This window comes from Anaerocolumna sp. AGMB13025 (assembly GCF_029689925.1).
Lineage (GTDB): Bacteria > Bacillota > Clostridia > Lachnospirales > Lachnospiraceae > Anaerocolumna.
The window spans coordinates 3,758,064-3,782,226 of the sequence record NZ_CP121445.1; the positions used below are offsets into that span (position 1 = coordinate 3,758,064).

The 24,163-nt window shown below is 38.9% G+C and carries 22 protein-coding genes and 1 riboswitch; of the genes, 8 read left to right on the plus strand and 14 right to left on the minus strand.

Annotated features, from left to right (window positions below; translation table 11 throughout):
• Positions 1–27: 27 nt before the first annotated feature.
• The 3 genes from QA584_RS15505 to QA584_RS15515 form a co-directional block, all read right to left on the minus strand.
• On the minus strand, positions 28–1,479 hold the full coding sequence (locus QA584_RS15505) for a UDP-N-acetylmuramoyl-tripeptide--D-alanyl-D-alanine ligase (RefSeq protein WP_278269958.1): 1,452 nt from the start codon (positions 1,477–1,479) through the stop codon (positions 28–30).
• A gap of 105 nt (positions 1,480–1,584) precedes the next feature.
• Positions 1,585–3,066 carry a UDP-N-acetylmuramoyl-L-alanyl-D-glutamate--2,6-diaminopimelate ligase gene (locus QA584_RS15510; RefSeq protein WP_278269959.1) on the minus strand — a complete coding sequence of 494 codons (1,482 nt, stop codon included), beginning with the start codon at positions 3,064–3,066 and terminating at the stop codon, positions 1,585–1,587.
• A gap of 302 nt (positions 3,067–3,368) precedes the next feature.
• On the minus strand, positions 3,369–3,809 hold the full coding sequence (locus QA584_RS15515; RefSeq protein ID WP_278269960.1) for an NUDIX hydrolase: 441 nt from the start codon (positions 3,807–3,809) through the stop codon (positions 3,369–3,371).
• Between the two features lie 305 nt (positions 3,810–4,114).
• On the opposite strand from QA584_RS15515, the gene QA584_RS15520 reads away from it, so the two are divergent.
• A complete protein-coding gene (locus QA584_RS15520; RefSeq protein WP_278269962.1) occupies positions 4,115–4,486 on the plus strand; it encodes a zinc ribbon domain-containing protein in 372 nt (123 codons plus the stop codon).
• 100 nt (positions 4,487–4,586) lie between these two features.
• Here the strand turns inward: QA584_RS15520 and lepB (QA584_RS15525) are convergent, their stop codons facing one another.
• The 5 genes from lepB (QA584_RS15525) to QA584_RS15545 form a co-directional block, all read right to left on the minus strand.
• On the minus strand, positions 4,587–5,231 hold the full coding sequence (gene lepB / locus QA584_RS15525) for a signal peptidase I (protein ID WP_278269964.1): 645 nt from the start codon (positions 5,229–5,231) through the stop codon (positions 4,587–4,589).
• 30 nt (positions 5,232–5,261) lie between these two features.
• Complete coding sequence (lepB, locus tag QA584_RS15530) at positions 5,262–5,882, minus strand: signal peptidase I (protein WP_331487626.1); 621 nt, start codon at positions 5,880–5,882, stop codon at positions 5,262–5,264.
• 178 nt (positions 5,883–6,060) lie between these two features.
• Positions 6,061–6,306: a DNA-directed RNA polymerase subunit omega gene (gene rpoZ, locus QA584_RS15535; RefSeq protein ID WP_278269965.1), complete on the minus strand. Its 246-nt coding sequence runs from the start codon at positions 6,304–6,306 to the stop codon at positions 6,061–6,063.
• Between the two features lie 51 nt (positions 6,307–6,357).
• The gene (locus QA584_RS15540) at positions 6,358–6,630 is read right to left on the minus strand and encodes a DUF370 domain-containing protein (protein WP_278269966.1); all 273 of its coding nucleotides are present in this window, start codon (positions 6,628–6,630) and stop codon (positions 6,358–6,360) included.
• A gap of 29 nt (positions 6,631–6,659) precedes the next feature.
• Positions 6,660–7,538 carry a YicC/YloC family endoribonuclease gene (locus tag QA584_RS15545; protein ID WP_278269967.1) on the minus strand — a complete coding sequence of 293 codons (879 nt, stop codon included), beginning with the start codon at positions 7,536–7,538 and terminating at the stop codon, positions 6,660–6,662.
• 275 nt (positions 7,539–7,813) lie between these two features.
• On the opposite strand from QA584_RS15545, the gene QA584_RS15550 reads away from it, so the two are divergent.
• From QA584_RS15550 to QA584_RS15575, 6 genes are all read left to right on the plus strand, one after another.
• Positions 7,814–9,571, plus strand: a complete 1,758-nt coding sequence (locus tag QA584_RS15550) for an Rqc2 family fibronectin-binding protein (protein WP_278269968.1) — start codon at positions 7,814–7,816, stop codon at positions 9,569–9,571.
• 132 nt (positions 9,572–9,703) lie between these two features.
• Positions 9,704–10,513: a histidinol-phosphatase HisJ family protein gene (locus QA584_RS15555; RefSeq protein ID WP_278269969.1), complete on the plus strand. Its 810-nt coding sequence runs from the start codon at positions 9,704–9,706 to the stop codon at positions 10,511–10,513.
• A 139-nt stretch (positions 10,514–10,652) separates the two neighbouring features.
• Positions 10,653–11,327, plus strand: a complete 675-nt coding sequence (locus QA584_RS15560) for a response regulator transcription factor (RefSeq protein ID WP_278269970.1) — start codon at positions 10,653–10,655, stop codon at positions 11,325–11,327.
• Positions 11,315–12,472 (plus strand): HAMP domain-containing sensor histidine kinase, encoded by a 1,158-nt coding sequence (locus tag QA584_RS15565; RefSeq protein ID WP_278269971.1) that lies wholly within the window; start codon positions 11,315–11,317, stop codon positions 12,470–12,472. The genes QA584_RS15560 and QA584_RS15565 overlap by 13 nt, the downstream gene beginning before the upstream one ends.
• 62 nt (positions 12,473–12,534) lie before the next feature.
• A complete protein-coding gene (locus QA584_RS15570) occupies positions 12,535–13,209 on the plus strand; it encodes an ABC transporter ATP-binding protein (RefSeq protein ID WP_278269972.1) in 675 nt (224 codons plus the stop codon).
• Complete coding sequence (locus QA584_RS15575) at positions 13,206–15,683, plus strand: ABC transporter permease (protein ID WP_278269973.1); 2,478 nt, start codon at positions 13,206–13,208, stop codon at positions 15,681–15,683. The genes QA584_RS15570 and QA584_RS15575 overlap by 4 nt, the downstream gene beginning before the upstream one ends.
• Positions 15,684–15,864: 181 nt before the next feature.
• Here the strand turns inward: QA584_RS15575 and mnmA are convergent, their stop codons facing one another.
• The 4 genes from mnmA to QA584_RS15595 form a co-directional block, all read right to left on the minus strand.
• On the minus strand, positions 15,865–16,920 hold the full coding sequence (mnmA, locus tag QA584_RS15580) for a tRNA 2-thiouridine(34) synthase MnmA (RefSeq protein WP_278275188.1): 1,056 nt from the start codon (positions 16,918–16,920) through the stop codon (positions 15,865–15,867).
• Positions 16,921–16,958: 38 nt separating this feature from the next.
• Entirely contained in the window at positions 16,959–17,396 is a 438-nt protein-coding gene (gene nifU, locus QA584_RS15585) for a Fe-S cluster assembly scaffold protein NifU (protein WP_278269974.1), read from the minus strand.
• Between the two features lie 321 nt (positions 17,397–17,717).
• Complete coding sequence (gene nifS / locus QA584_RS15590) at positions 17,718–18,902, minus strand: cysteine desulfurase NifS (RefSeq protein ID WP_278269975.1); 1,185 nt, start codon at positions 18,900–18,902, stop codon at positions 17,718–17,720.
• Positions 18,903–18,928: 26 nt separating this feature from the next.
• The gene (locus tag QA584_RS15595; protein WP_278269976.1) at positions 18,929–19,408 is read right to left on the minus strand and encodes an RrF2 family transcriptional regulator; all 480 of its coding nucleotides are present in this window, start codon (positions 19,406–19,408) and stop codon (positions 18,929–18,931) included.
• 185 nt (positions 19,409–19,593) lie between these two features.
• Here QA584_RS15595 and QA584_RS15600 point away from each other — a divergent pair, with 185 nt between their 5' ends.
• A complete protein-coding gene (locus QA584_RS15600) occupies positions 19,594–21,135 on the plus strand; it encodes a putative polysaccharide biosynthesis protein (RefSeq protein ID WP_278269977.1) in 1,542 nt (513 codons plus the stop codon).
• Here QA584_RS15600 and QA584_RS15605 read toward each other — a convergent pair.
• Positions 21,128–22,654 (minus strand): sensor domain-containing diguanylate cyclase, encoded by a 1,527-nt coding sequence (locus QA584_RS15605; protein ID WP_278269978.1) that lies wholly within the window; start codon positions 22,652–22,654, stop codon positions 21,128–21,130. The genes QA584_RS15600 and QA584_RS15605 overlap by 8 nt on opposite strands.
• 285 nt (positions 22,655–22,939) lie before the next feature.
• Positions 22,940–23,028, minus strand: a riboswitch (cyclic di-GMP riboswitch).
• 112 nt (positions 23,029–23,140) lie between these two features.
• Entirely contained in the window at positions 23,141–24,163 is a 1,023-nt protein-coding gene (locus QA584_RS15610; protein WP_278269979.1) for an ABC transporter permease subunit, read from the minus strand.

Consider the following 24,163-nt stretch of genomic DNA (forward strand, 5'->3'; position numbering starts at 1 on the left):
AATTCACCCCCTTTGATTTTTGTATCCTCAAGCCTCGCAGACTGCCTTTACAATTTCATCTGTTTTCATACCTCTGGAACCTTTTACAAGAATACCATCTCCTGGTTTTATATGATTAAGGAGATATTCAATGGCTTCCTGATTATTCATAAAGGAACGGGTTAAAACAGGGGCCTTTTTGTCCTGAATTGCTTTGGCAATATGAAAAGCCTCACTGCCAACAGTTAGAACTTCATCGATTTTTTGGTCAGAAATATAAAGACCCACCTCATAATGGCACTGAGCAGATAGTTCCCCTAATTCAAGTACATCCGCCAGAACTGCAATTCTTCTTTTCACACCTGCCAATTCAAGCAATACCTGAATTCCACTTTTCATGGAGTCAGGGCTTGCATTGTAGGAGTCATCAATAAGTTTTATCTGATTAACTTCTTTAATCTGTCCTCGCATAGCTATGGGCCGGTATTCATACAGACCTTTCTTGGCAACCCTTACCGGAATATCATAATGCTCGGCAACTGCCAGGGCAGATAAGGCATTCAGGACATTATGCATACCAAGTACTTTTAATACGATTTCTTCCGATTCAGTGCCTTCATTTCCATTGGTATTTATACCAGAGTTCTTCTGTAAGATAAAATGAGTCTCACCATCAATGGTTTTAATATCCTCCGCGCGGTAATTGCAGAACTCACTGATGCCAAAGGAGATTACGGAGGTCTCTGCATATTTATCCCTGGTCTTATCACCAAGATCCAGAGTATCAGAATTTCTATCTAAAGTATTAAGTTCCCCCAGCAAATCGTCATCTCCATTAATAAATAATACAGAATCTTTACCAAAAGAATTGATGATATTAAGTTTTTCTTTTCTGATATTTTCTCTGGTTTTTAACTGGGCAATGTGGGATACGCCAATATTGGTCATAACCGCAGTCTCCGGTTTTGCTATATCTGCCAGTTTTGCCATTTCTCCTTCTTCACTCATACCCATTTCGATTACTGCGATTTCATGTCTTGGTTCCATACGCAGCATCATCAGGGGCAGCCCCACCTGGCTGTTCATATTTCCCTCTGTCTTAAGAACGTTATACTTAGTACTAAGTGCTGCTGCTATCATTTCTTTCGTTGTAGTTTTACCTACGCTTCCGGTAATTCCGACAACCGGAAGGGTGTACCTGTTTCTGTAATAAGTCCCCAAAGCCTGAAGCGCTTTAAGGGTATCTGTAACTTTAATATATACCTTATACTTATTCTCCGTTCCTTCTCTGCTGGTAAAGCAAGCCGCCGCGCCACTTCGAAAGGCATCTTCTATAAAATCATGGGCATCTACCCGTTCTCCTACTATAGGAACAAAAAGAGAATCCGGTTCCATATTCTTTGAATTGGTCCCTACCGAGGTAATCAGTGTATTTTCATCACCGCACAAAATCCTTCCGCCTACGGCACAGGCTATTTCTTTGACACTAAGTGCTTCCATATTACTTCCTGCTTTCTGCTTTATATCAAATTACAAATAATGAATTACTTGGCTTCTAACGATGCCGGTTTCAGTATATTTGATCAATCACATTAATTTTTGGTATTATAATACCTGAATCCCCTCTTCCTTTAGTTCAGCCAAAACCTCTTTGATTAAATCCCGTTCATCCATTTTATATTTTACGCCTTTTATTTCCTGATAATCTTCATGACCTTTTCCGGCTAAGATAATAACATCACCTTCCCTGGCATTCTCAATACAGTAACGAATGGCTTCTTTCCGGTCAATTATGGCAATATACTCACCATTTGCTTTTTTTACACCGGTAATTATATCATTTAATATATCCTGAGGTTCTTCATTTCTTGGATTATCCGAGGTTACTACGGTAAGGTCGGCAAGCTTTGAGGAGATTTCACCCATTTCAAATCTTCTGAGTTTGGAACGGTTGCCGCCGCAGCCAAATAAACAGACTAATCGTTTTGGGTGGTATTCCTTTAAGGTTGTGAGAAGACTTTCCAAGCTCATGGCATTATGAGCATAATCAATCATTAAGGTAAACTTATCTGATATTTCTACCGGTTCGACTCTTCCCTTTACTTTAACAACCTTTAATGCACTTTGAATAATGCCCGCAGGAATATTAAAATGCCTGCAGATTGCAATTGCCGTAAGGGAATTATATACACTGAATTTACCCGGTACATTGATTTCCACCTCAAAATCCATAAGTCCTACTGCCTGGTATTTTACACCCAGATTACCATCTTTGCTGTGTAAATCCACATTAACAGCACGTAAATCCGCTTTTTCTGAAAGTCCATAGGTTTCCAGTTCACAGGTATGATCTTTTAGTACGTTCCAAACATGGCTATCATCGATATTGGCAATACCCGTTCTGCAATTCTTAAATAAAAGCCCTTTACAAGCCATATATTCCTCAAAATCCTTATGTTCGGTGGGACTGATATGATCCGGCTCAATATTGGTAAAAATACCGATATCAAAGGTAAAGCCGGCAACACGGTGAAGCATTAACCCCTGTGAGGATACCTCCATAACTACACTGATACAGCCGGCCTCCACCATTTTATTAAAATATTCCTGAACTATATAAGATTCTGGCGTGGTATTGTCAGCCGGTATCACTTCGTCACCTATAATTGCCTCAATGGTACCAATCAGACCGGTTTTAATACCTGCACCTTCCAATATAGAGCGTACCATATAAGTTGTGGTAGTTTTCCCCTTGGTACCGGTTATCCCTATGGTCTTAAGTTTTTCGGCTGGGTAACCAAAATAAGCCGCAGACATCTGGGCTAAAGCCAGTCTTGTATCTGCGACGCGAATTACCGTAACATCTTTTTGCAAAACAATCTCTTTTTCCACAATAATTGCTGCTGCACCTTTTTCAATGACTTCCGGTATAAAATCATGACCATCCTTTACAGCCCCGGAAATACATACAAAAACAGAACCTTCAATTACTTTTCTGGAATCATAAACCAAGGTGGTAACTTCTTTGTCAGCCTCGCCTGACAAACAGGAATATTCTGCTCGTTCCAGCAAATATTTTAAATTCATAAGAACCCTCCAAAATTGTTACGTATTTATATTATATTACAAATTCCCATCCAAAATATTACTCTGGATGGGAATTATTCATGACAATAACTACAATATGCCAAATAAAAAGTATCGTTTCCACAGCTTGTTCTGGCCTCGTATATTTCTCCGTTAATTATATAACACGAAATATGGCTTGTCAAATTTCTTTTCCTGTAAAAAAATCGTTTCTTTTCCGCTTAACATATGGTTTTCAATTAGTTATATCAGGGTTATGTCAGGAGTATCTAAAATTATATGGGTCTTATTCCAACTTGTATTTACTTTATATTTTGTCTGAATTTGCTGATTCTTTCCACAAGTGCAGGCTGAATCAGAGGGTAGGTCAGATTCTTTGGGATATCCTCAAAAAAATCGATATATTCCATCTCCATATCCGGTAATTTACCAAATTCCTTTATCTCCGCATAAAAAAGCATTCCATAAGATTCCTTAACCTCATAATCTGCTTCCTCCTCCCGATCTACGGAGTAAACACAAACTTTATGTAATTCATAAGAAACAGCACCGGTTTCCTCAACTAATTCTCTAACTGCGGTTTCACGAATATCCTCGCCCTCTTCTCTATGTCCTCCCGGCACTTCATAAGTGGTTCTGTCTTTGTGTTTGCAGAAAACCCATTTATCCTGATATCTGGACACAATAACGGCAAACTTAAGTAATTTATCCTCTATCTCTTCATAAAAATTAACTTTTAACATTATATTTTCCTCTCTCTCTTTTGGAGCTATTTCAAAAATCTAAACCCTCTATCAGCAGTCTGAATTAGTGGATCCTTTATTATTGGAAACGTCACGATGTGATGTTTTTATATTTTCTATAATAATATCATATTATGGGATTACTTGGAATAGATAATATATTTTTTTGTATAATCCAGACTAAATTTAAGAGTCTATGATTTTTAGGGATGTATTTCTCCTCGGTGTTTTTATATACTAATTCTTTATAAATCGTCCTGCCTATGGTATACTCACTTTAACAATACTTTAAAGAGGTGTATGTAATGTTTTTTATAATGGGAATTTCCTCAGGTCAGAAAAAATTAAATTTCCTCCAGACAATGATATGTCTTAAGTGCCAGCAATTTGGCCGATATGAAGTTTTTATGACTTATACTTATTTTAGTTTGTTTTTCATTCCAATATTCCGGTGGAACCGGGAATTCTTTGTTAAAACTTCCTGCTGTAATACCACCTATTCCATTGATAAGGATCTAGGGAAACGGATTCTTAAGGGTGAAGAGGTTACAATCAACGAAGCAGATTTACAGTTATATAATTACAGCAATGATTCAGCGCAACAGGTTTGTCCGGCCTGCGGTTCTTACGTTACTTCAGATTTCCTGTATTGCCCGAAATGTGGAACCAGATTATAAAAAGTACTAAGAATATTGCAGTTACTCATGCTACTCATGATGCATAAAAAACCCGGGTATGTGCGCAGTTAAAAAACTGTTTATACCCGGGATTAAAGCTTTAGTTCTTTATCAGTCCAAACTTTTTGAGAGGCCATATTCTAAGAATAGCACGTCCTCCAATATTTTTTCTGGGAACAACTCCTACTTCCTCATAGCGGCTGTCTAAGCTGACTTCCCGGTTATCTCCCATAACAAAATATTCATCCTTGCCTAACGACAAGGGTTCTTCTGCGATACCGGCAAAGGTAATGGGCTCTTTTCCATAATCTTCTTTCAGTACCTCTCCGTTAATATATATATCTTTGCCTTTAATTTGAATGGTTTCACCAGGCATACCGATAATTCTCTTGACATAATACTCTTTATTATCCCGACCATGGGGATAAAACACGATAATATCAAATCGTTTCAACTGGTCTAAATGGTAACTTATTTTCTCCACCATAAGGTGATCCCCGTTATGAAGGGTGTCCTCCATGGAAGGTCCATCAACAATGGTCCTTTGGATTACATAAGTTGGTATCAGATATAAACAGGTATATATAATTAACGCATAGACAACAATATCCAACAGCAAAGCGTAAGGTTTACGCTTTTTTTCGGTTTCTATGACCTTCTCTGCTCCGTTTTGTACTTCCAGGCTTTCCTGATTCTCAGATTCGGTATTCTCCTGATATTTTTCGGTTTTATTCTCTCCGCTCATTATTATTATCTCCCATTAGTTTTGTATCTCTTATTGATGTTTTAATACACCAAATTTATCAAAAGGCCAGACTCTGACCCAGGCACGACCTATGATTGCGCCTCTTTTCACAGAACCGATACTAAAGTCTCTGCTATCTTTACTGTTATTTCTATTATCGCCTAAAAGAAAATATTCATCCCTGCCTAGAATAATGGGGTCTTTTGCTATACCGCCATCTGCAATCGGATTATTGCCATAATCTTCATTCAATAACTTTCCGTCTATATAGATATCACTCCCGACAATTTGAATCGTTTCCCCTGGTAGACCAATTACCCTTTTAATATAATAGGTATCTTTTTCATCACTGTAAGGGCGGAATACCACGATGTCATATCGTTTAGGACTGCCTATTTCATAGGACACTTTCTCAAGTATTAAATGATCTTCATTATGTAGCGTACTTTCCATAGAACTGCCGCTAACCTCAATCTGCTGACCGACAAATTGATGGATTAATAAAACGGAAATTATTACAATCACAAAATATATCAGCATATGCATGATTTCTTTTCCGTAATTTGTTTCTTTTTCTTTGACCTCTATAACCTGATCGGTAGGTTTATCTTCTGATTCACTTAATTCAGGTCTGTCATTGTTGTCTTCCATAAAGATCTCCAATCTGTGCTATTTTTGACCATAACACAATATATGATAAAGCACTCCCGCAGGATACTTGTAATTAATATGAAAATTCTCAGGTTCCGTTAAAGATTTCCATATTAATTATAGATCACACGAAAGTGCTCATTAGAGCTCATTTTATCTTTTTAGCAAGAATCCTGTATTATGATTCTTTGGTTTCATCATCGTTAACGATTTTAACTTTTGACTGATATAATTCTTCAACTGCAATGGAAAGAGGCTTTGCTGAGGTTGCTCTTACCGTAGGTTCAACGCCGTTAATCAGTTGTCTTGCTCTTTTGGCTGTTGCTAATACGATGGAGTATCTACTGTTAACTACAGGTTGTTCTCCTGGTTCTACCTCGCTGTTTACGACTTTCATTAAATCTGTATATGATGGATGTAACATAATGAATCTCCTTCCTTTAAGCAAAATTGCTTCTCTTATCTATTCTTGGCTTTATTCGTTGTAATATACAGCTGCATCGGATTCTTCCCTGACATTTACACGGTTTGCAATGGTTTCCGGAAGTAAAGCGGATAAAACCAGATGTCCGCTGTCCGTTACGATTACAGCTTTTGTTTTTCTGCCGCAGGTCGCATCAATTGCAGTACCTGCATCCTTGGCACTTTGTACCATCCTTTTTATCGGGGCTGCTTCAGGGCTTATGATGCCGATTATTTTATTCGAATTGACTACATTACCAAATCCAATATTAATTAATCGATTCAATTTCTGTACCTCGCTTCGATTTTTATACGTTATTCAATATTTTGTATCTGTTCTCTGATCTTTTCAATTTCTGTTTTTAAGTCTATTGCTTTATTGGTTATATTAATATCACTGGCTTTTGATAATATGGTGTTGGCTTCTCTGTTCATCTCCTGAGCTATGAAATCTAACTTTCTTCCGATTTCTTCACCATCTTCCAGGGTATTTTTCATATTAAGTATATGGCTTCTAAGCCTTACGGTTTCTTCATCCACACAGATTTTATCTGCAAAAACCGTTACTTCGGTGGCTAAAATACTTTCATCCAGCTTTGTATCACCTAACAGCTCATTGACCTTTGCCGTAAGTTTCTGCCTGTATTCACTAACAATCTGAGGTGATCTTTCTTCAATATAATTGATAAAATCAACCATACCATCCAGTTTTGCACAAAGATCCTGTTTCAGATTCTGCCCCTCTGCTATTCTGGTCTCTACTAACTGTTCCGCAGCCGTCTTTACTGCTTTCTCGACTATCTTCCACAATTCCTGCTCATCAATCGTCTGTTCCTCTAAGGTAAATACATCCGGAAATCTGGAAAGGTTTGATACCCGGATATCATTCTCTATCTGGAAGGATTCACTCATCTTTGTAAGATATTTTAAATATTCTTTTGCAATATCTTCATTATACTTAACGCAAACATTATTCTCGGTAAAATCTTCGTACGTGATAAATACATCAACTTTACCACGTCCTATATACTGCTTTAGTACATTTCTTATACCGGCTTCAAAAAAGCTTAATTTCTTTGGCATCTTAATGGAAATGTCACAATATCTGTGGTTCACTGCCTTCATTTCGACAATAATCTTTCGTTCTTCTCCTACTTCTTCACACCTACCGAAGCCAGTCATACTCTTTAACATATTCACACGTTCTTTCAATATATAGTTTTATAATGCCAGAATTATTTTATTCGACACACCTCGAAGTCTTTAGCAGGCATTTGAATTAATTATAATTGATATACCTCTACAAGTCAAGCCAGCTTATAAAATATGTCAGAAAAATTATTGCTTCTATCACAGTCTGATGTTATACTAATTGGTATTGATAAACAATTACAGCAATCAATTAAGATAACCTATGAAGGCAGAATAAAGTGATATTTTGTCCGATTGAACGATAAAGGAGAACTATTATGGCACTTGACGGATTAGTAATATCCAATGTAGTTTACGAGTTAAAAGAAAAACTCTTAGACGGCAGAATCAGTAAAATATCCCAGCCCGAGAAAGACGAGCTGGTACTAACCATTAAAAATAACCGTGATAATTATAAATTATTTTTATCTGCCAACGCAAGTCTCCCTCTGGTATATCTAACAGAGGAAAGCAAACAAAACCCAATGACTGCCCCAGGTTTTTGCATGCTGCTTAGAAAGCATTTAAACAGTGCAAGAATTTTAGATATCACACAGCCGGGACTGGAGCGAATTCTTAAGTTTAAAATTGAGCATCTAAATGAAATGGGTGACTTATGTGTAAAATATCTGATCTTAGAGGTCATGGGAAAGCATAGCAATATTATCTTCATCGACGAAGATAACACGATTATTGATAGCATCAAGCATATCTCCCATTTAGTCAGTTCTGTCAGGGAAGTTCTTCCCGGCAGAGAATATTTTCTGCCACCGGCCGGAGATAAAAAAGACCCCCTGAGCTTAACTTATGAGGAGTTTGGTGAAAGTGTTTTAAAGAAACCTCTGCCTGTTGGCAAAGCAGTTTATACTTCTCTTACAGGCTTTAGCCCATTAATGGCCAATGAAATCTGTCACCGGGCTTCTATTGATTCCGAAATTTCCACCAGTGCCCTGACCGAAGAAGAAGGACTGCATTTATACAAAAATCTGGAACGCCTGATAGGGGATATTAAAGAGCATAATTATTCTCCCAATATTGTATTTGAAGGCACGACTCCGGTGGAGTTTTCCTGTTTTCCGTTAACCTGCTATTCTGGTCTTACCAAAACAGAAACTGCTTCCATCTCTGAGGTTCTGGAATCCTTTTATGCTGTTAAAAATACGGTATCCCGCATCCGTCAGAAATCAGTGGATCTGCGTAAAGTAGTTTCCAATGCCATTGAACGGAATACAAAAAAATACGAACTACAGTTAAAGCAGTTAAAAGATACGGAAAAAAGAGATAAATATAAAGTATACGGGGAACTGATTAATACTTATGGTTATAATTTGGAGCCAGGCGCAAAATCCTTAACTGCCCTGAATTATTATACGAATGAGGAAATCACCATTCCACTTGACCCTACTCTGACCCCGGGCGAAAATGCCAAGGTTTATTTTGACAAATACAACAAATTAAAACGTACCTTTGAAGCCCTGTCTAATTTTATCGAAGAAACCAAGATGGATTTAGTTCATCTGGATTCTATCCGTACTTCATTGGATATTGCTTTAGCTGAGGAAGATCTTGTGGAATTAAAAGAAGAATTAATGGAGTATGGATATATTAGACGCCGGTTTACACCTTTAAAAAATGGTGCTAAGAATAAGAAACAAAAAATAACCAGTAAGCCCTTCCACTATATTTCCTCCGATGGTTATCATATTTACATCGGCAAAAACAATTATCAGAACGATGAACTTACCTTTAAATTCGCCACAGGCGGAGACTGGTGGTTCCATGCCAAAAAGATACCAGGTTCCCATGTCGTAGTACAGGCAGGAGGCAGCGAACTTCCTGACAGGACCTTTGAAGAAGCCGCCAGACTGGCTGCCTATTATTCCAAAGGAAGAGATGCCGATAAGGTGGAAATAGATTATACAGAAAAGAAAAATGTAAAAAAACCAGGCGGCGGAAAGCCCGGATTTGTTGTATATTATACGAATTATTCCATGCTGGTATCGCCGGATATTACTGGAATTGTTCAGATTTCTTAATCAGGCATTAAAAGCAGCAGCATTTTGAATCGTATCTATTAAATGTTATATTATTACAAGGCAAATGTTTATTAGTTATATTTCCATGGGAGGTATTTGCACAATAAGGTCCTTGTATGTAAGGAGGCATCTATGATTATAGCGGATTACCACGTTCATTCCCGCTTTTCCAGTGATTCAACTGCACCGATGGAAGATATGGTTGAAAAAGCCATATCCCTTGGGATGAACAAAATTTGTTTTACAGACCATATGGATTATGATTTTCCGGAAGGCTATTTAACTTTTCTATTTGATCCTGAAGAATATTTTAGAGAACTGGAACGAATTACAGACCTATATAAAACAAAAATCAAGATTTTAAAAGGTATCGAATTAGGCTTACAGCCCTATCTGGCACCCAGATATCAGGCACTTTTAGCTCAGTATGATTTTGATTTTGCTATCGGTTCCTCCCACCTGGTGAATGGAATTGACCCCTATTATCCCGAGTTCTGGGCTGGCAAAACCACCGAAGAAGCTATGGAACTTTATTTTCAAAGTATTATCGACAACGTGAACGCTTTCTCTGAATACCAGGTGTATGGTCATCTGGATTATGTAGTCCGCTATGCACCGGAGAAAAACACATCCTATACCTACGAAAAATACGCCGGTATTATTGATGAAATGCTGAAAACCATAATCAGTCACGGTTTAGGAATTGAAGTAAATACCGCCGGTTATAAATACGGTCTTGGCTACGCCCATCCCCAAACGGATGTATTAAAAAGATATAAAGAATTAGGCGGTGAAATACTTACCATCGGTTCAGACGGGCATAAACCGGAACATTTAGGTTATGATTTTCCCAAAGCAGAGGAGCTTTTACGTTCCCTTGGTTTTAAATATTATGTAACCTTCGAAAACAAAAAGCCTGTTTATGAAACTTTAGCGAGATAGAATTTTGATTTTAGATAATATAAGTTTGTGATAAAAGGACGGCAGATTTAAAAAAGCAACCATCAAATAAAAAAAGTTGAGAAAATCTTGAGATTTGTATGTAATGATAAAAGGAAACTTATGAAAGGTGGTTGGAACCGTGAACAAAAAAATCTTATTGGTTGACGATGAAAAAGGTATCATCTCCATGATGAAAAATTACTTTGAAATGGCGAACTATCAGGTGTATGTTGCTTACGACGGCAAGGAAGCCTTAGATAAGATTGCTTGTCAGCCAGATATAATTTTGTTGGATATAAATATGCCGGGAATGGATGGTCTCACAATCTGTCAACATATCCGCGCACATATTACTTGTCCTATCCTTTTTCTTACAGCTCGGATTGAAACAAGCGATAAAATCAAAGGCTTTAGTGTGGGGGCCGATGACTATATTGTAAAGCCCTTTGACTTGGATGAATTAGGTGCGCGGGTAAAAGCCCATTTGCGCCGTGAGGCAAGAAAACAGAATCAATCCACTCTACGCTTTTTTGGTGAAATGTCGGTGGATTACTCCAAACGTGAAATCACAATCAGTCAAAATCCAGTGACGCTTTCCAAAAAAGAATTTGATATATTGGAGCTTCTTTCCATGAATACCGGACAGGTTTTCGACAGGGAACGGATTTATGAACAGGTTTGGGGATTAGAGGGTGACGGAAACAGTGATACCATCATGGAGCATGTCAGAAAAATCCGTGCCAAGTTTGCCACCTATTCCTTGCATAACTACATTGAAACAGTTTGGGGGGTGGGCTATAAATGGAACGGCTAAAAGCAATGAGCCTAAAAAAATCCTTTTTCACCATCTCGCTGTTATTTCTGCTGGCTGCGCTTTTACTAAGTATATTTTTGTTTTGGGCATGTGCCGTACTTGTCAATACGATTGAAAAGCCTAATTATGTTTCTATAGAGATCGGAAAGAATTTGGACCGCTATGAAGCACAGTATGCGGAACAAACGGGGGGTGATTGGCGCATAATAGTCCTTACTGTATTGCAAATGGTATTACCGGTTCTATTTGTAATACTTTCACTCTTTCTTGCGGCTGTTGTTTTTTATCGTATCAAATTAAAAAGTCCGCTTGCCATTTTGCAAAGTAGCGCAGAACGTATTATACAAAACAATCTGGACTTTACAATAACTGCTGAATCCAATGACGAACTCGGTAACCTCTGTACTGCCTTTGAATCTATGCGCCTTGAACTTCTACGCAATAATCGGGAGTTGTGGCGGCAGATGGAAGAACGGAAACGATTGAACGCTGCTTTTGCTCACGATTTGCGCAACCCGGTCACTGTTCTAAAAGGCTCAGCACAAATACTACAGATGGGTCTTGAAAATGGTAATCTGACAGCAGCAAGAGAACGTGATACCGTTTCTTTGATCGGGCAATATGTACGACGCATTGAAACTTATGTGGAGGCAATGACAGGCGCACAAAAGCTTGAGGAAATCCGATGTAACCCCATACCCTTAGAATGGGACGTCTTTTCCTTGGAACTATGTGAAAGTATTTCTATCTTGGGTAAAAGTGCTGGTTTTGCTATTGAGTTTCATAACAGTGCCGCGAAGAAACGTGTTTGGATAAGCAAAGACACTGTGTATAATGTTGTTGAAAATTTAGTATCCAACGCAATGCGTTATGCGGATAAACTGATACGGGTCGACTTAACCTGCGAACATGATCAGCTGATTGTATCTGTGACGGATGATGGTCCCGGTTTTTCACAAAAGGTATTGAGTAAAGGTGCAGAACCATTTTTGCGTGATGAAGATACTTTGGAACAGACGGAGCATTTCGGCATGGGTCTATATGTGTGCCGCCTGCTCTGTGAAAAACACAGTGGTCTACTTACGTTGAAAAATACTGAAAAAGGTGCTATCGCAACAGCCACCTTTTCAATCTCAAAACCTTGAGGGATTTTTGAGATTTATGTATTACACTCTCCTTATATTAAAAATAAGGAGAGTGTTTTTTTATGAATATTGAAGTAAAAAACCTGTCAAAAGTTTATGGCAGCGGCGAAAGTAAAGTTATAGCATTAGATAAGGTGAATTTAGGAATTGCATCCGGCGATTGTCTTTCTATCATGGGACCGTCCGGAAGCGGAAAAAGCACCTTACTACATCTGTTAAGCGGTTTAGATCAACCGACAACCGGCAGTGTCACCTATGACGGCAAAGATATTTACCACACCAATGACAGAGAACTTTCGGCTTTCAGACGCCAGAAAATCGGTTTTATTTTCCAACAGTTCAATCTTTTACCGGTGTTGACAGCAAAAGAAAATATCATTATGCCTCTGCTGCTCGACAAAAAGCAACCGGATCAAGCTTATTTCAAGCAGATTACGGAACTGCTTGAAATTGATGGGCGGTTAAGCCATCTACCCAGCGAGCTTTCCGGCGGTCAGCAACAGCGTGTTGCTATTGCCCGTGCTTTAATAGCAAAGCCTGATATTATCTTTGCTGACGAGCCAACAGGTAATCTTGACAGCAAAAGTGGTGGCGAAGTCATGGGACTGCTCCATGATATTTGGCACAAGCTGGGCAAAACGCTTATCCTCATCACACACGACAGCCGCATTGCACATATGGCAGACCGCCAGTTTGTGATTGCAGACGGTGTTCTTTCGGAGGTGACGGCAAAATGAAACGCTATCAATCTCTTGCATTTAAAGAACTATGGGCACAAAAGGTGACTTCTGTTCTTATCTTAATTGCCATACTCCTTTCCACCATGATGACTACAGTGGTTGGCCAATCCATTGGAATCCTTACCGCCATGCGTGAGCAGCAGGCGGCTTCCTTAAACGGCAATCGATATGTAACTTTTCATCAGCTCACAAAAGAGCAATCAGAAGCGGTTGCCGCAGATGATCGTGTATCCTTTGCAGGCACCATTATTACCCTTGGCACCTGGAAAATAGAGAATAGTGGTCTTTCACTCTTATTAAGAGAATACGAAGGCGACGCTTTATCGGCATATTCTTCCTTGCAGCTTAATCGTGGTCGTTTTCCAACACGATCCAAGGAAATAGCTCTGCCGCAAGATGTTCTTGATTTAATTGGATTTTCAGGTGGATTGGGGGATACTGTTACACTACCGATTGAAATTTCTCTACAGCATGACGATGAAGTACCATATGAGTATACTGCTGATTTTATTTTGACCGGCATTTTAAAAAGCAACTATTTGGGCTATGTATCCGGCACTGTCAGTGGTATTGCCGGGCAAGGAACCGCAAAAGAACTTTTACCAACAAAGTATCAGCTTTTTTCTACGGATATTCGTTTGCATAATAAAAGTAATTTTCAGCGAATAGTCAACGATTTAGCAAGCACAATTCTCATCCCTGAATACTGTATTCAGTATAATGATACTCTTTTAACAGCATTAGGGATAGATTATGCCAAGGAGGATGAAGCTACAGACAGTGCTTCGGGGGTATCATTTATGATAGTTGCAGGCATCTTAACTGGTGCCTTGGCACTCTTTGCTGCTGGACTTGTTATCTATAACATCTTGAAAATTTCTGTTGCAAAACGTATTAAGGAATACGGTATATTACGGGCCATTGGTGCAGAAAGAGGAACGCTCTGCACACTTGTCGCCATACAGCTTGCTATTCTCTGTGGTATTGGTATTCCCATGGGAGCTGTGTTTGGTGTTCTATCCTCAAAAGGTATCACCATAGCTGCCACTAGTGTATTATCCCCGAACACCTTTTTGGCAAGCTCACAAAAAGAACTTGCAACTCTAATTACAGGAAGTGGCGGGGGGAAACTTTTTCCCCTCACAGTTAGTGCAGCAATCACTTTACTTTTTGCGTTTATGGCTGCCATGCCAGCTGCTCTTTATGCCGCAAAGGTTTCCCCGACGCTTGCAATGTCAGACACTATGGTTAAGGTAACGCGCCGAAACCGTATAACCGGCAACATCCGGCACATTGAAGCCTTTTATGCTAAAATGAACATGAAGCGTAATACTGGACGAACAGCAATCACCATACTTTCTTTGGTTATGAGTATTACGGTTTTTGTAACGCTGCAAAGTTTTTCTGGCTTACTTGATACCGCAAGCAGCGTACAGAAAATGCATTTAGGTGATTATTCTATTACCAGTGAAACTATAGGTTTTTCTCCTGCAACGGTAGCCGCACTGAAAACACAAAAAGGTATTTCCACCGTGTCCACATTAAAATACAGTCTTTATATGCAAGACAACAATGGAAATTTGGGAATAGACACCTCTATTACACTGCAGCCCAGCGAAGCACTCCATATCGTTGGTGTAGATGAAGAACGCATGAAAATCCTTGTCCCAGCAATTACAAATCAGCAAATTCAAGAAATGAAAGATGGAAAAGCTTGTCTTATCAAAAATCCTTATGTGATGACCTATGGAGACAAAGCAATAGAAGCTACCTCTCTTTCAGCAGGTGACACAATTTCTGTTTCAAATATTGAGTTAAATGTAATCGACCTCTGTAATAATGCGATTACCCTTGAAAACGAAGGCTTCGTAAATGGAGTTCAAATAATAGTATTTGATACTATTTACGATCAGCTGACTGGCAAAGACACCTATTCTGAGCTTTATCCAACATTAACAGCTGACGCTGACCGGGAAACTATCGAAGCAGAACTTGACCAGATATGCACACCGGCAGGTGGTCATTGGCTTTCCTATAAAAATACCGACCAGCAGTTGAAAGAAAGCTATCAGCAAATCAAACTGCTTGCATGGGGTCTCATATTATTTATTGGCTTGATCGGTGTTCTAAACATCATCAATACGGTTTACACAAACATTCATACCCGCATTACTGAAATAGGTATTCAACGGGCAATCGGGATGAGCGCTGAGAGCCTCTATAAGACATTCTTGTGGGAGGGAGCCTATTACGGCATCATTGCTGCTGTCATCGGTGCGGGAACAGGTTACATCTGCACAGTTTTTGTTATGGCTGCTACTACGGATAAGCTTGGACTGGTAGCAATACCTATTGTGCCAATTTTAGAAGCAGCCCTTATTTCCATCCTGGCATGTTTGATAGCAACGTGTATCCCTCTTAAAAGGATTGCACGTATGAGCATCGTAAAATCCATAGAAACTGTCGAGTAACAGCCAACTTTCGTGAAATGTTGCTATCTCTTCTTACGTAAATTTCACGTAAAAAACCTCCCATCTGATTTACTTAGTATAAGTACATCAAATGGGAGGAGGCTTCATAACGATATTTGTTACATCGCCTTATAGTTATTTTCACTTTATAAAAGGATTAATGATTTATTCTTCCTGGCTATTATACCCTAAGAATTGTTCCGCCGCCCACTACGTAATCTCCATCATAAAAAACAACTGCCTGTCCAGGCGTAACTGCTCTTTGGGGTTCTTTAAAGATACATTCGATTTTATCCATATCAACTTTGCGGATAACACACTTAGAACCCTTATGGCTGTAACGGATTTTAGCTGTTACTTCCATCTCGCCTTCTAAGTCATTTATTGACATGAAATTCAGATTATCTGCATAAAGAGTATTGCTATAAACTTCATCACCGTTTCCAATTACCACCTCATTGGTTTCCGGTCGTATCGCAAGTACAAAGACCGGATGCCCCATGGCAAGATTCAGGCCTTTTCGTTGTCCGACGGTATAATGGATAATGCCCTTATGTTTTCCGATAACTTTTCCATCTGAAGTTACATAGTTCCCTTCTTTTGGTTCATTGCCGGAGTATTCTGTGATAAACTTGGCATAGTCATTATCCGGAATAAAGCAGATTTCCTGGCTGTCTGGTTTATTGGCTACTCTTAAATTTATATTAGCTGCCATACTGCGGATTTCATCCTTGGTATATTCCCCTACCGGCATCAGGGTATGTGCTAATTGATCCTGGGTTAAGTTATATAATGCATAGGTCTGATCTTTGCTGTCAGTAGCTGACTTTTTTAAGGTATATCTTCCGTTTTCAAGCTGAATGACTCTGGCGTAATGACCCGTTGCTATATAATCAGCTCCGATATCCAGGGACCGCTTTAGCAGGGACTCCCATTTAACATAACGGTTGCAGGCAATACATGGATTCGGTGTATTTCCTTTTATATACTCCTTAGCAAAATAATCAATAACTGCATCCTTAAATTCATTCTTAAAGTTCATAACATAATAAGGTATGTCCAGTGCATAGGCAACCCGCCTGGCATCATCCACTGCACTTAAGCCGCAGCAGCCTCCGCTTTCTTCCTGGGCAGCCGTGTCTTCATCCTGCCATATCTGCATGGTTACCCCAATTACATCATATCCGGCATTTTTAAGTAAATAAGCAGCTACGGAAGAATCCACGCCTCCGGACATGCCTACCACTACTTTTTTTCTTTCCAAGTACATGCCTCCTAGTAGATTTCTTCTTCTTCCCCTTCACTGATATCGGTCTTTGGCTTTTCCAAACCGTTAATAACGATATTGTTCTTGGTAGCATAGTCCCAAAGAGCAGCATGAATTGCTTCTTCTGCTAATAAGGAACAGTGTACTTTCACGGCGGGAAGTCCGTCTAAAGCATCCATTACCGCTTTATTGGTTACTTCTAAAGCTTCCTGAATGTTTTTACCTTTAACAAGTTCGGTAGCCATACTGCTAGTAGCAACGGCAGCACCGCAGCCAAAGGTTTTAAACTTAACATCCTGAATAATACCATTGTCATTAATGTCTAAATAAATCCTCATGATATCACCGCATTTTGCATTGCCTACTGTACCGACACCACTGGCATTTTCTATCTCGCCTACATTTCTTGGGTTACTGAAATGATCCATAACTTTCTCACTGTACATTTTAATTCCTCCTTTATCACTAAACATCACCACAGGGATGAAAATTCTATTCTGTTAAATTTTAAACTAGCCAAAATATATAATACCAAATCTTATCACATAATAATTACTTAACATTATCATATATAAAATACTTTATAATCATATATATGAAATAACTCTGTTATAAAAATCCATCAGTCGATAAATTCTTGTTTAGAACTCCAATAACATAAGGTTTTTTCAAATTAATAATACTTAATGAAATTGCACTTCGCACAGATACTATTTTACTTGCATTCTGCTTTTGATATCGAAATTCCTTACATAAAATCCACCGAATTAATTCTGACTGCCCTTTATAAAATCTTCATATAATGGTGACATGGAACGCAGTTTATCTACGATTTCCTTAATTTTTTCCACTACATAATCAAGTTCTTCCTCTGTATTGTCTTCGCATAAAGTCAGACGAAGAGAACCATGTGCAATTTCGTGAGGAAGTCCAATTGCCAGTAATACATGGGAGGGATCTAAGGAACCGGAGGTACATGCGGAACCACTGGAGGCGCATATATTCTGCATATCCAGCATAATCAGCAAGGATTCCCCTTCAATGAATTGGAAGCTGAAATTGGCATTATTGGGAAGACGGTTGGTTTTATGTCCGTTTAACCGTACATAAGGAACCTCGCTTAATATTCTCTTTATCAGTCTATCCCTTAATGTAATTTCCTTTTCCTGTCTGGCGTTTAAGGTTTCCATTGCGATTTCAACAGCTTTTCCAAACCCGACAATAGCTGGAACATTCTCGGTACCAGCTCTTCTGTGTCTTTCCTGAGCGCCGCCATGAATAAAGGATTTAAGTTTCAAACCTTTACGGATATATAGAAAACCAATGCCCTTGGGACCATTTAATTTATGTCCGCTGGCACTTAACATATCAATTTTTAAATCATTCACATCCATAGCAAGCTGCCCAAATGCCTGAACCGCATCGGTATGGAATAATATATTATTGGCTTTTGCTATTTCACCAATTTCCTTAATTGGCTGGACGGTTCCAATTTCATTATTGGCAAACATCACAGAGATTAAGATTGTAGTAGGACGAATGGCTTTTTGCAATTCCTCCAATTTAAGAATGCCGTTTTCATCTACATCGATATACGAAACTTCAAAGCCATGTTTTTCTAGATATTCACAGGTATGAAGAACCGCATGATGTTCGATCTTTGAGGTAATGATATGATTACCCTTTGACGCATAAGCTTCTGCGGTAGCTTTTAAAGCCCAATTATCAGACTCTGTTCCGCCTGCGGTAAAATAGATATCGGAAATTTCTGCTCCAAGTGCTTTAGCAATGATTCCTCTGGCTTCATCTACTGCCTTTTTGTTCTGTGTTGCCAGTTCATACACACTGGAGGGATTGCCAAAGCTCTCTGTGAAATATGGGAGCATAGCTTCCACAACTGCCGGACGTGTTTTTGTTGTAGCTGCATTATCTAAATATATCTTTTTTTCCATCTGAGTCATCTCCTATTTTTATATTCCTATTGCCCGCAGGTCGGTTTTTTACGGCTATCCGCTTCTAAAATCCCATGTTCAATACGAATTTTTTCGCTTTCTTCTATTAATTCAGAAAGAAGCATGGTATCTACCGTATTATTTATACTATCACTAATACGCATCCAGACGTATTTTGTTACACACAAATCAGCTCCGGTACAGGATGTCCCTTTACCAAGGATTTCAGCACAATCTACAGGGTTTAAATCCCCTTCCAGCGCTCTTAATATATCTCCAACGGATATTTCCTCCGGCTTCTTTGCCAGAATATATCCTCCCTGGGCTCCTCTGATACTATTAACTATACCTGCTTTTTTTAATTTTGCGATTAATTGTTCCAGATAACTGATTGAGATATCCTGGCGTTCTGCTATTCCGCTTAACGCGACCGCTTCCTTCTTGCCATTCATAGCCAGGTCAAGTACCGCACGTAAACCATATCTACCTTTTGTAGATAGTTTCATTGTACCACCTCTCTTTTTTCCATTTCGGGTGTTTAATTCCTACTATTTCATTTCCTACTAAAACAGTGCACTTTATTGATACATATTATCATTCCATTCTCAATTTGTCAACATGATTCTGGAATTGTTTTATGGACTCCGAATATATTTAATTAAGTCCTAATATCAAGCGTTTGGAGTAATTTATGACAAAAAACAAAAGCAATTTAATCAAGGGTACGGTGGTGTTAACATTAGCCGGTCTGGCCACCCGTTTTATTGGTTTCTTCTATCGTATATTTTTATCCAATGTAATGGGTGCCGAACTCCTTGGCATATACCAGCTGGTATTTCCAATTTACATGATTTGTTTTACCATATTTGCCTCTGGCATTCAGACCGCTATTTCAACACTGGTTGCCAATGAATTAGGTAAGCAGCATTACAAAAATATATCGAAGGTACTAAGGATTGGTATTCTTATGTCCCTGAGTGCAGCCCTTTTGTTAGCCCTGCTTGTATACCGCTATTCTGCAGTTATTGCCGTTAGTATCTTGAAAGAACCAGACTGCGCTTCCTCGGTGCAGATGCTTGCTTTTGCTTTTCCTTTCTGCGGAGTCACCGCTTGTATTAACGGTTATTATTATGGACTTAAAAAAGCCGGGGTTCCTGCAGCAACCCAGCTTTTGGAACAGATCATACGTGTAATAATTGTATACATAATTGCCTCCTATGCAGGCAGCGGTAATATCAAGGTAACCAGTGAATTGGCCGTATTAGGCATTGTAATAGGAGAAATTGCATCAAATCTTTATAATATTGTTTCCCTTTATTGCTCCCGTACTCCCAGAGAAATTAAAAGACTTGCAAAATCGACCGGGAATTCCTCTTATCAAATGGAAGAACCGATAACCGGCAGATTATTTAAAATGACGCTGCCTTTAACGGCAAACCGGCTGTTAATCAGTATCCTTCACAGCGTAGAAGCAATTCTGATTCCAAGTATGCTGAAAAAATACGGTTTAAGCACTTCCGAAGCCTTAAGTATATACGGTATATTAAATGGTATGTCTATACCCTTTATTATGTTTCCTTCCGCTATTACTAATTCCCTGTCGGTCTTATTACTGCCTACCATATCAGAAGCCCAGTCCTCCCGTAATGAAGAAATGATCCGAAAAACCACGGCTGTTTCCATTAAATACAGTGTGCTGATCGGTATCTTAAGTACAGGTATATTTGTCAGCTTCGGACAGGAATTGGGGAATACGATTTTTCACAATGAATTAGCCGGGAGCCTTCTTGCAACCTTAGCCTGGCTTTGTCCCTTTCTCTACATAACAACAACCTTAAGCAGCATAATCAATGGTTTGGGATTGGCTCATCTAACCTTTGCCAATTCTGTAGTCGGTCTGTCGGTCCGCATACTCTTAATCCTGTTTCTGGTACCCAGACAGGGTATGAACGGATATTTAATAAGCCTGTTAATCAGCCAGTTAGTCATTACTACCTTTGACGGTTTTATCGTCATAAGGAAAACCAAACCGCCTTTTGAAGCATCCGATTTATTGTTAAAACCGGGATTGATTGCAGCCCTGTCCGGTTATATTTTTTACAGATTGTATGAATACATATCTCCGAAACTGGGAGGTCTTCCGGTTATACTAGGCTGTATCTTTTTCGTATGTGTGGTCTATATTATGTTATTAGGCATAACAAAAGCTGTTTCCTTAAAAGATTTTAAGTAAACAGCTTATACCCATCCTTGCCCTGATCCTTTACGGCATATAAGGCTTTGTCCGCGCAATTTAGCAACTGGTTATAGTTTTTTCCGTCTCTTGGATAAATGGAAACCCCAATACTTCCAGAGACAGAAATTTCATAATCTTCCTCCCGATAAACAGAACGCAAAGCGCGCCGCAGTAAATCTGCTTTCATGAATACCGTTTCTTTGCTGTTAAAATCACCAATGAATACGGCAAACTCATCTCCGCCGATCCGTCCTACAATCTCACCTGATGTAAAAATCATCTTTACCTGATTAATTACAAAAGATAAAATCTTGTCCCCCTGCAGATGTCCGTACCGGTCATTGATACTTTTAAAATCATCGATATCCACAATCATAAAGATATGCTTTGCATCACTGTGTTTTTGTATGTAATGATCAATTAAATCCTTTGTTGTACTTTTATTATATACTCCCGTTAAAGGGTCCCGTTTCGCTTTGAATTCCAGGGTCTGCAGCTCCTTCTTATGCAGATCGATATTAACGATTTTGCCAATTACCCGTGCCGCATGTTTATTATCATCATAAATTGTCTTGCCGCGGGTATGGCACCAAACATATTCATTCTTAATATCCTTAATACGGAATTCCGATTCAATCATTTCCTTGCCGCTTCGCAGTGCTCTGCAATACTCGGAAAACACACCAATGTCTTCCGTATGAATCATGGTTTCCGCATGAGAATTGATATCAGAAAAGTTTGGTATGACAGGCACTCTGCCGTATAATTCCTTGTATTTATCGGCAAAGGTCATCAAATCACTATTAATCTCATATTCAAATAAAATATCATTGGATATCTCTGCCGCCACCCGGTACCGTTCTTCTTCCAGCAACAGCCTTTCCTGCATCTGCTTGGATTCCGTTATATCAATCAGTACCGCAGACAAAGTCTGATTTCCGTCTTTATCCTCTATATAGTTGCCGTTAATTAAAATCCAGATTATACAGCCGCTCTTAGTCAGCATCCTGACTTCTTTTTGGATATATTCACCATTGCCAAAGCCAGCTTTTAAGGCACTAAACTTGTCCAAATCTTCCTCAAGTACCAAGGCTGAAACACTGTTGCAAAATTGCTGTTGTATTTCTTCTTTGCTGTAACCTATAATATCATAGTATCCGTTGCTTGCATAGATAATCCCATAATTATGTGTTAAATCAAAATTAACAAACCCGGCATGAATGCTGTTTGTTATATGTTTGAGTTCAAGTGATGCTTCTCTCATTTTCTTTTCACTGCTGTTCTTAAGCCTTAATATAAAAGCAACGCTAAAGATGCAGATCATAATTAAAGCAATGCAAAATATAATAAAATAAACGGCTTGAGAATACAAAAACGTATCTTCCGGCAGTTTATCTTTCGCATACACTGTATTAAATGGAAAAAACAGAACCAGTAACATATTGATAATTAAGACAGAGACAATTTTGCACGCATAAGCTTTGTGAAAAATACAACAAATAGTTCGTACTTTCACCTGTTTTTCACCTTCTTTAAATCACATTAATATTTTTTCATCACTGTTTATCCTATGTAATATAAAATGTTGAAAACATTCCGTCAGCATAAATAACGACGCCCACAAGGTGAGCGCCAAACTATATAACGCTGTATGCCAAGGCGAAAGTTTTATGCAACCAGACGTCTAAAACCTGCGTCATTTAACAATTCTGACGGTGAAAAAAGCCTTCATAATGTTAAAAAAGCTCTGTGTAACTACACAGAGCTTAAAATTGCATATAAACAGTAATCTAAATTACCTTTGTGCAACCGGCTGTCGTATCTGTTGTAATCAGATTTAGACCCTAAGCTTTGCGTCCTTGTCTTTCGACAAGTTTGCCCTTACCAAATATAGGAATATTGTACTACATATTCCCATAACTTGCAATACTTTTTATTGATTAAATACACATAATTTCACCCTTATTTCCAGTTATTTCATATGTTTCCGCTATAAATTCCCCTATTTTTTCTTTTTCTTTGAGGAAATAATAACAGACTGCAAAACAATAAAGAAACATAGCAGCAAGGACAACGTAATTCTTACCCACCAGCTTGACAAGGTTCCCTGGGTCGTAATAAGACTGGTAATCGTTCCCTTAATTAATACCCCAAATAAGGTACCAATCACCGTTCCCACCCCGCCGCTTAATAAAGTACCGCCGATGACTGCGGCGGCAATGGCATCCATCTCCATTCCCTTAGCCTGTTCTACAAAGCCTGCACAGCTGTTCAGACTAAACAAAAAACCTCCAAGACCTGCAATCAGTCCGGCCAGTATATATGCTTTTAGTTTGGTACTCCGTATATTAAGTCCCATCATCAGGGCACTCTGCTGGCTGCCGCCGATGGCATATAATTTACGGCCGAACTTCGAATATTTTAACACGATTGATATAATCAGAACAACCAGCAACGCTATGATTACGGTGGGATATATGTATGCTGGCTGATAAATCCCTTTTTTATTAAAGGAGCCAAAGGGCATATAAATCTTATAGTTCGCCCATTTCAAAAACAACTCATTCTTGATAGATATCATTTCAGTACTGATTACGGCTGTAAGCCCCCTGCCAAAAAACATACCGGCTAACGTAACGATAAAGGGCTGGATTTCTAAATAGGCGACCAGATAACCCTGTACCAGACCGAACAGCAAACCGATTAATAGAGAGATTCCAACAGCCGCATATGCACTATAACCCTGCTTCTCCATCCCATACGCCGCCGACATACAGACCAGGGCAGTTACGGAACCTACTGAAATATCAATACCTCCGGTAATCATAACCAGAGTCATACCGCAGCCGATTACAATAAGCCCGGCATTGGATATAAATAAATTGAGGAACATCTGGGGCTTAGCAAAACCTTTGTCGTTAAAAATTATCATTCCTGCTGCGTACATAACTAAGAACAGTACGATTGTAATCATAAGCAGGAAGGAGTTACTGTTTAATTTAAGCTTATTCCTATAGTTTGCCAT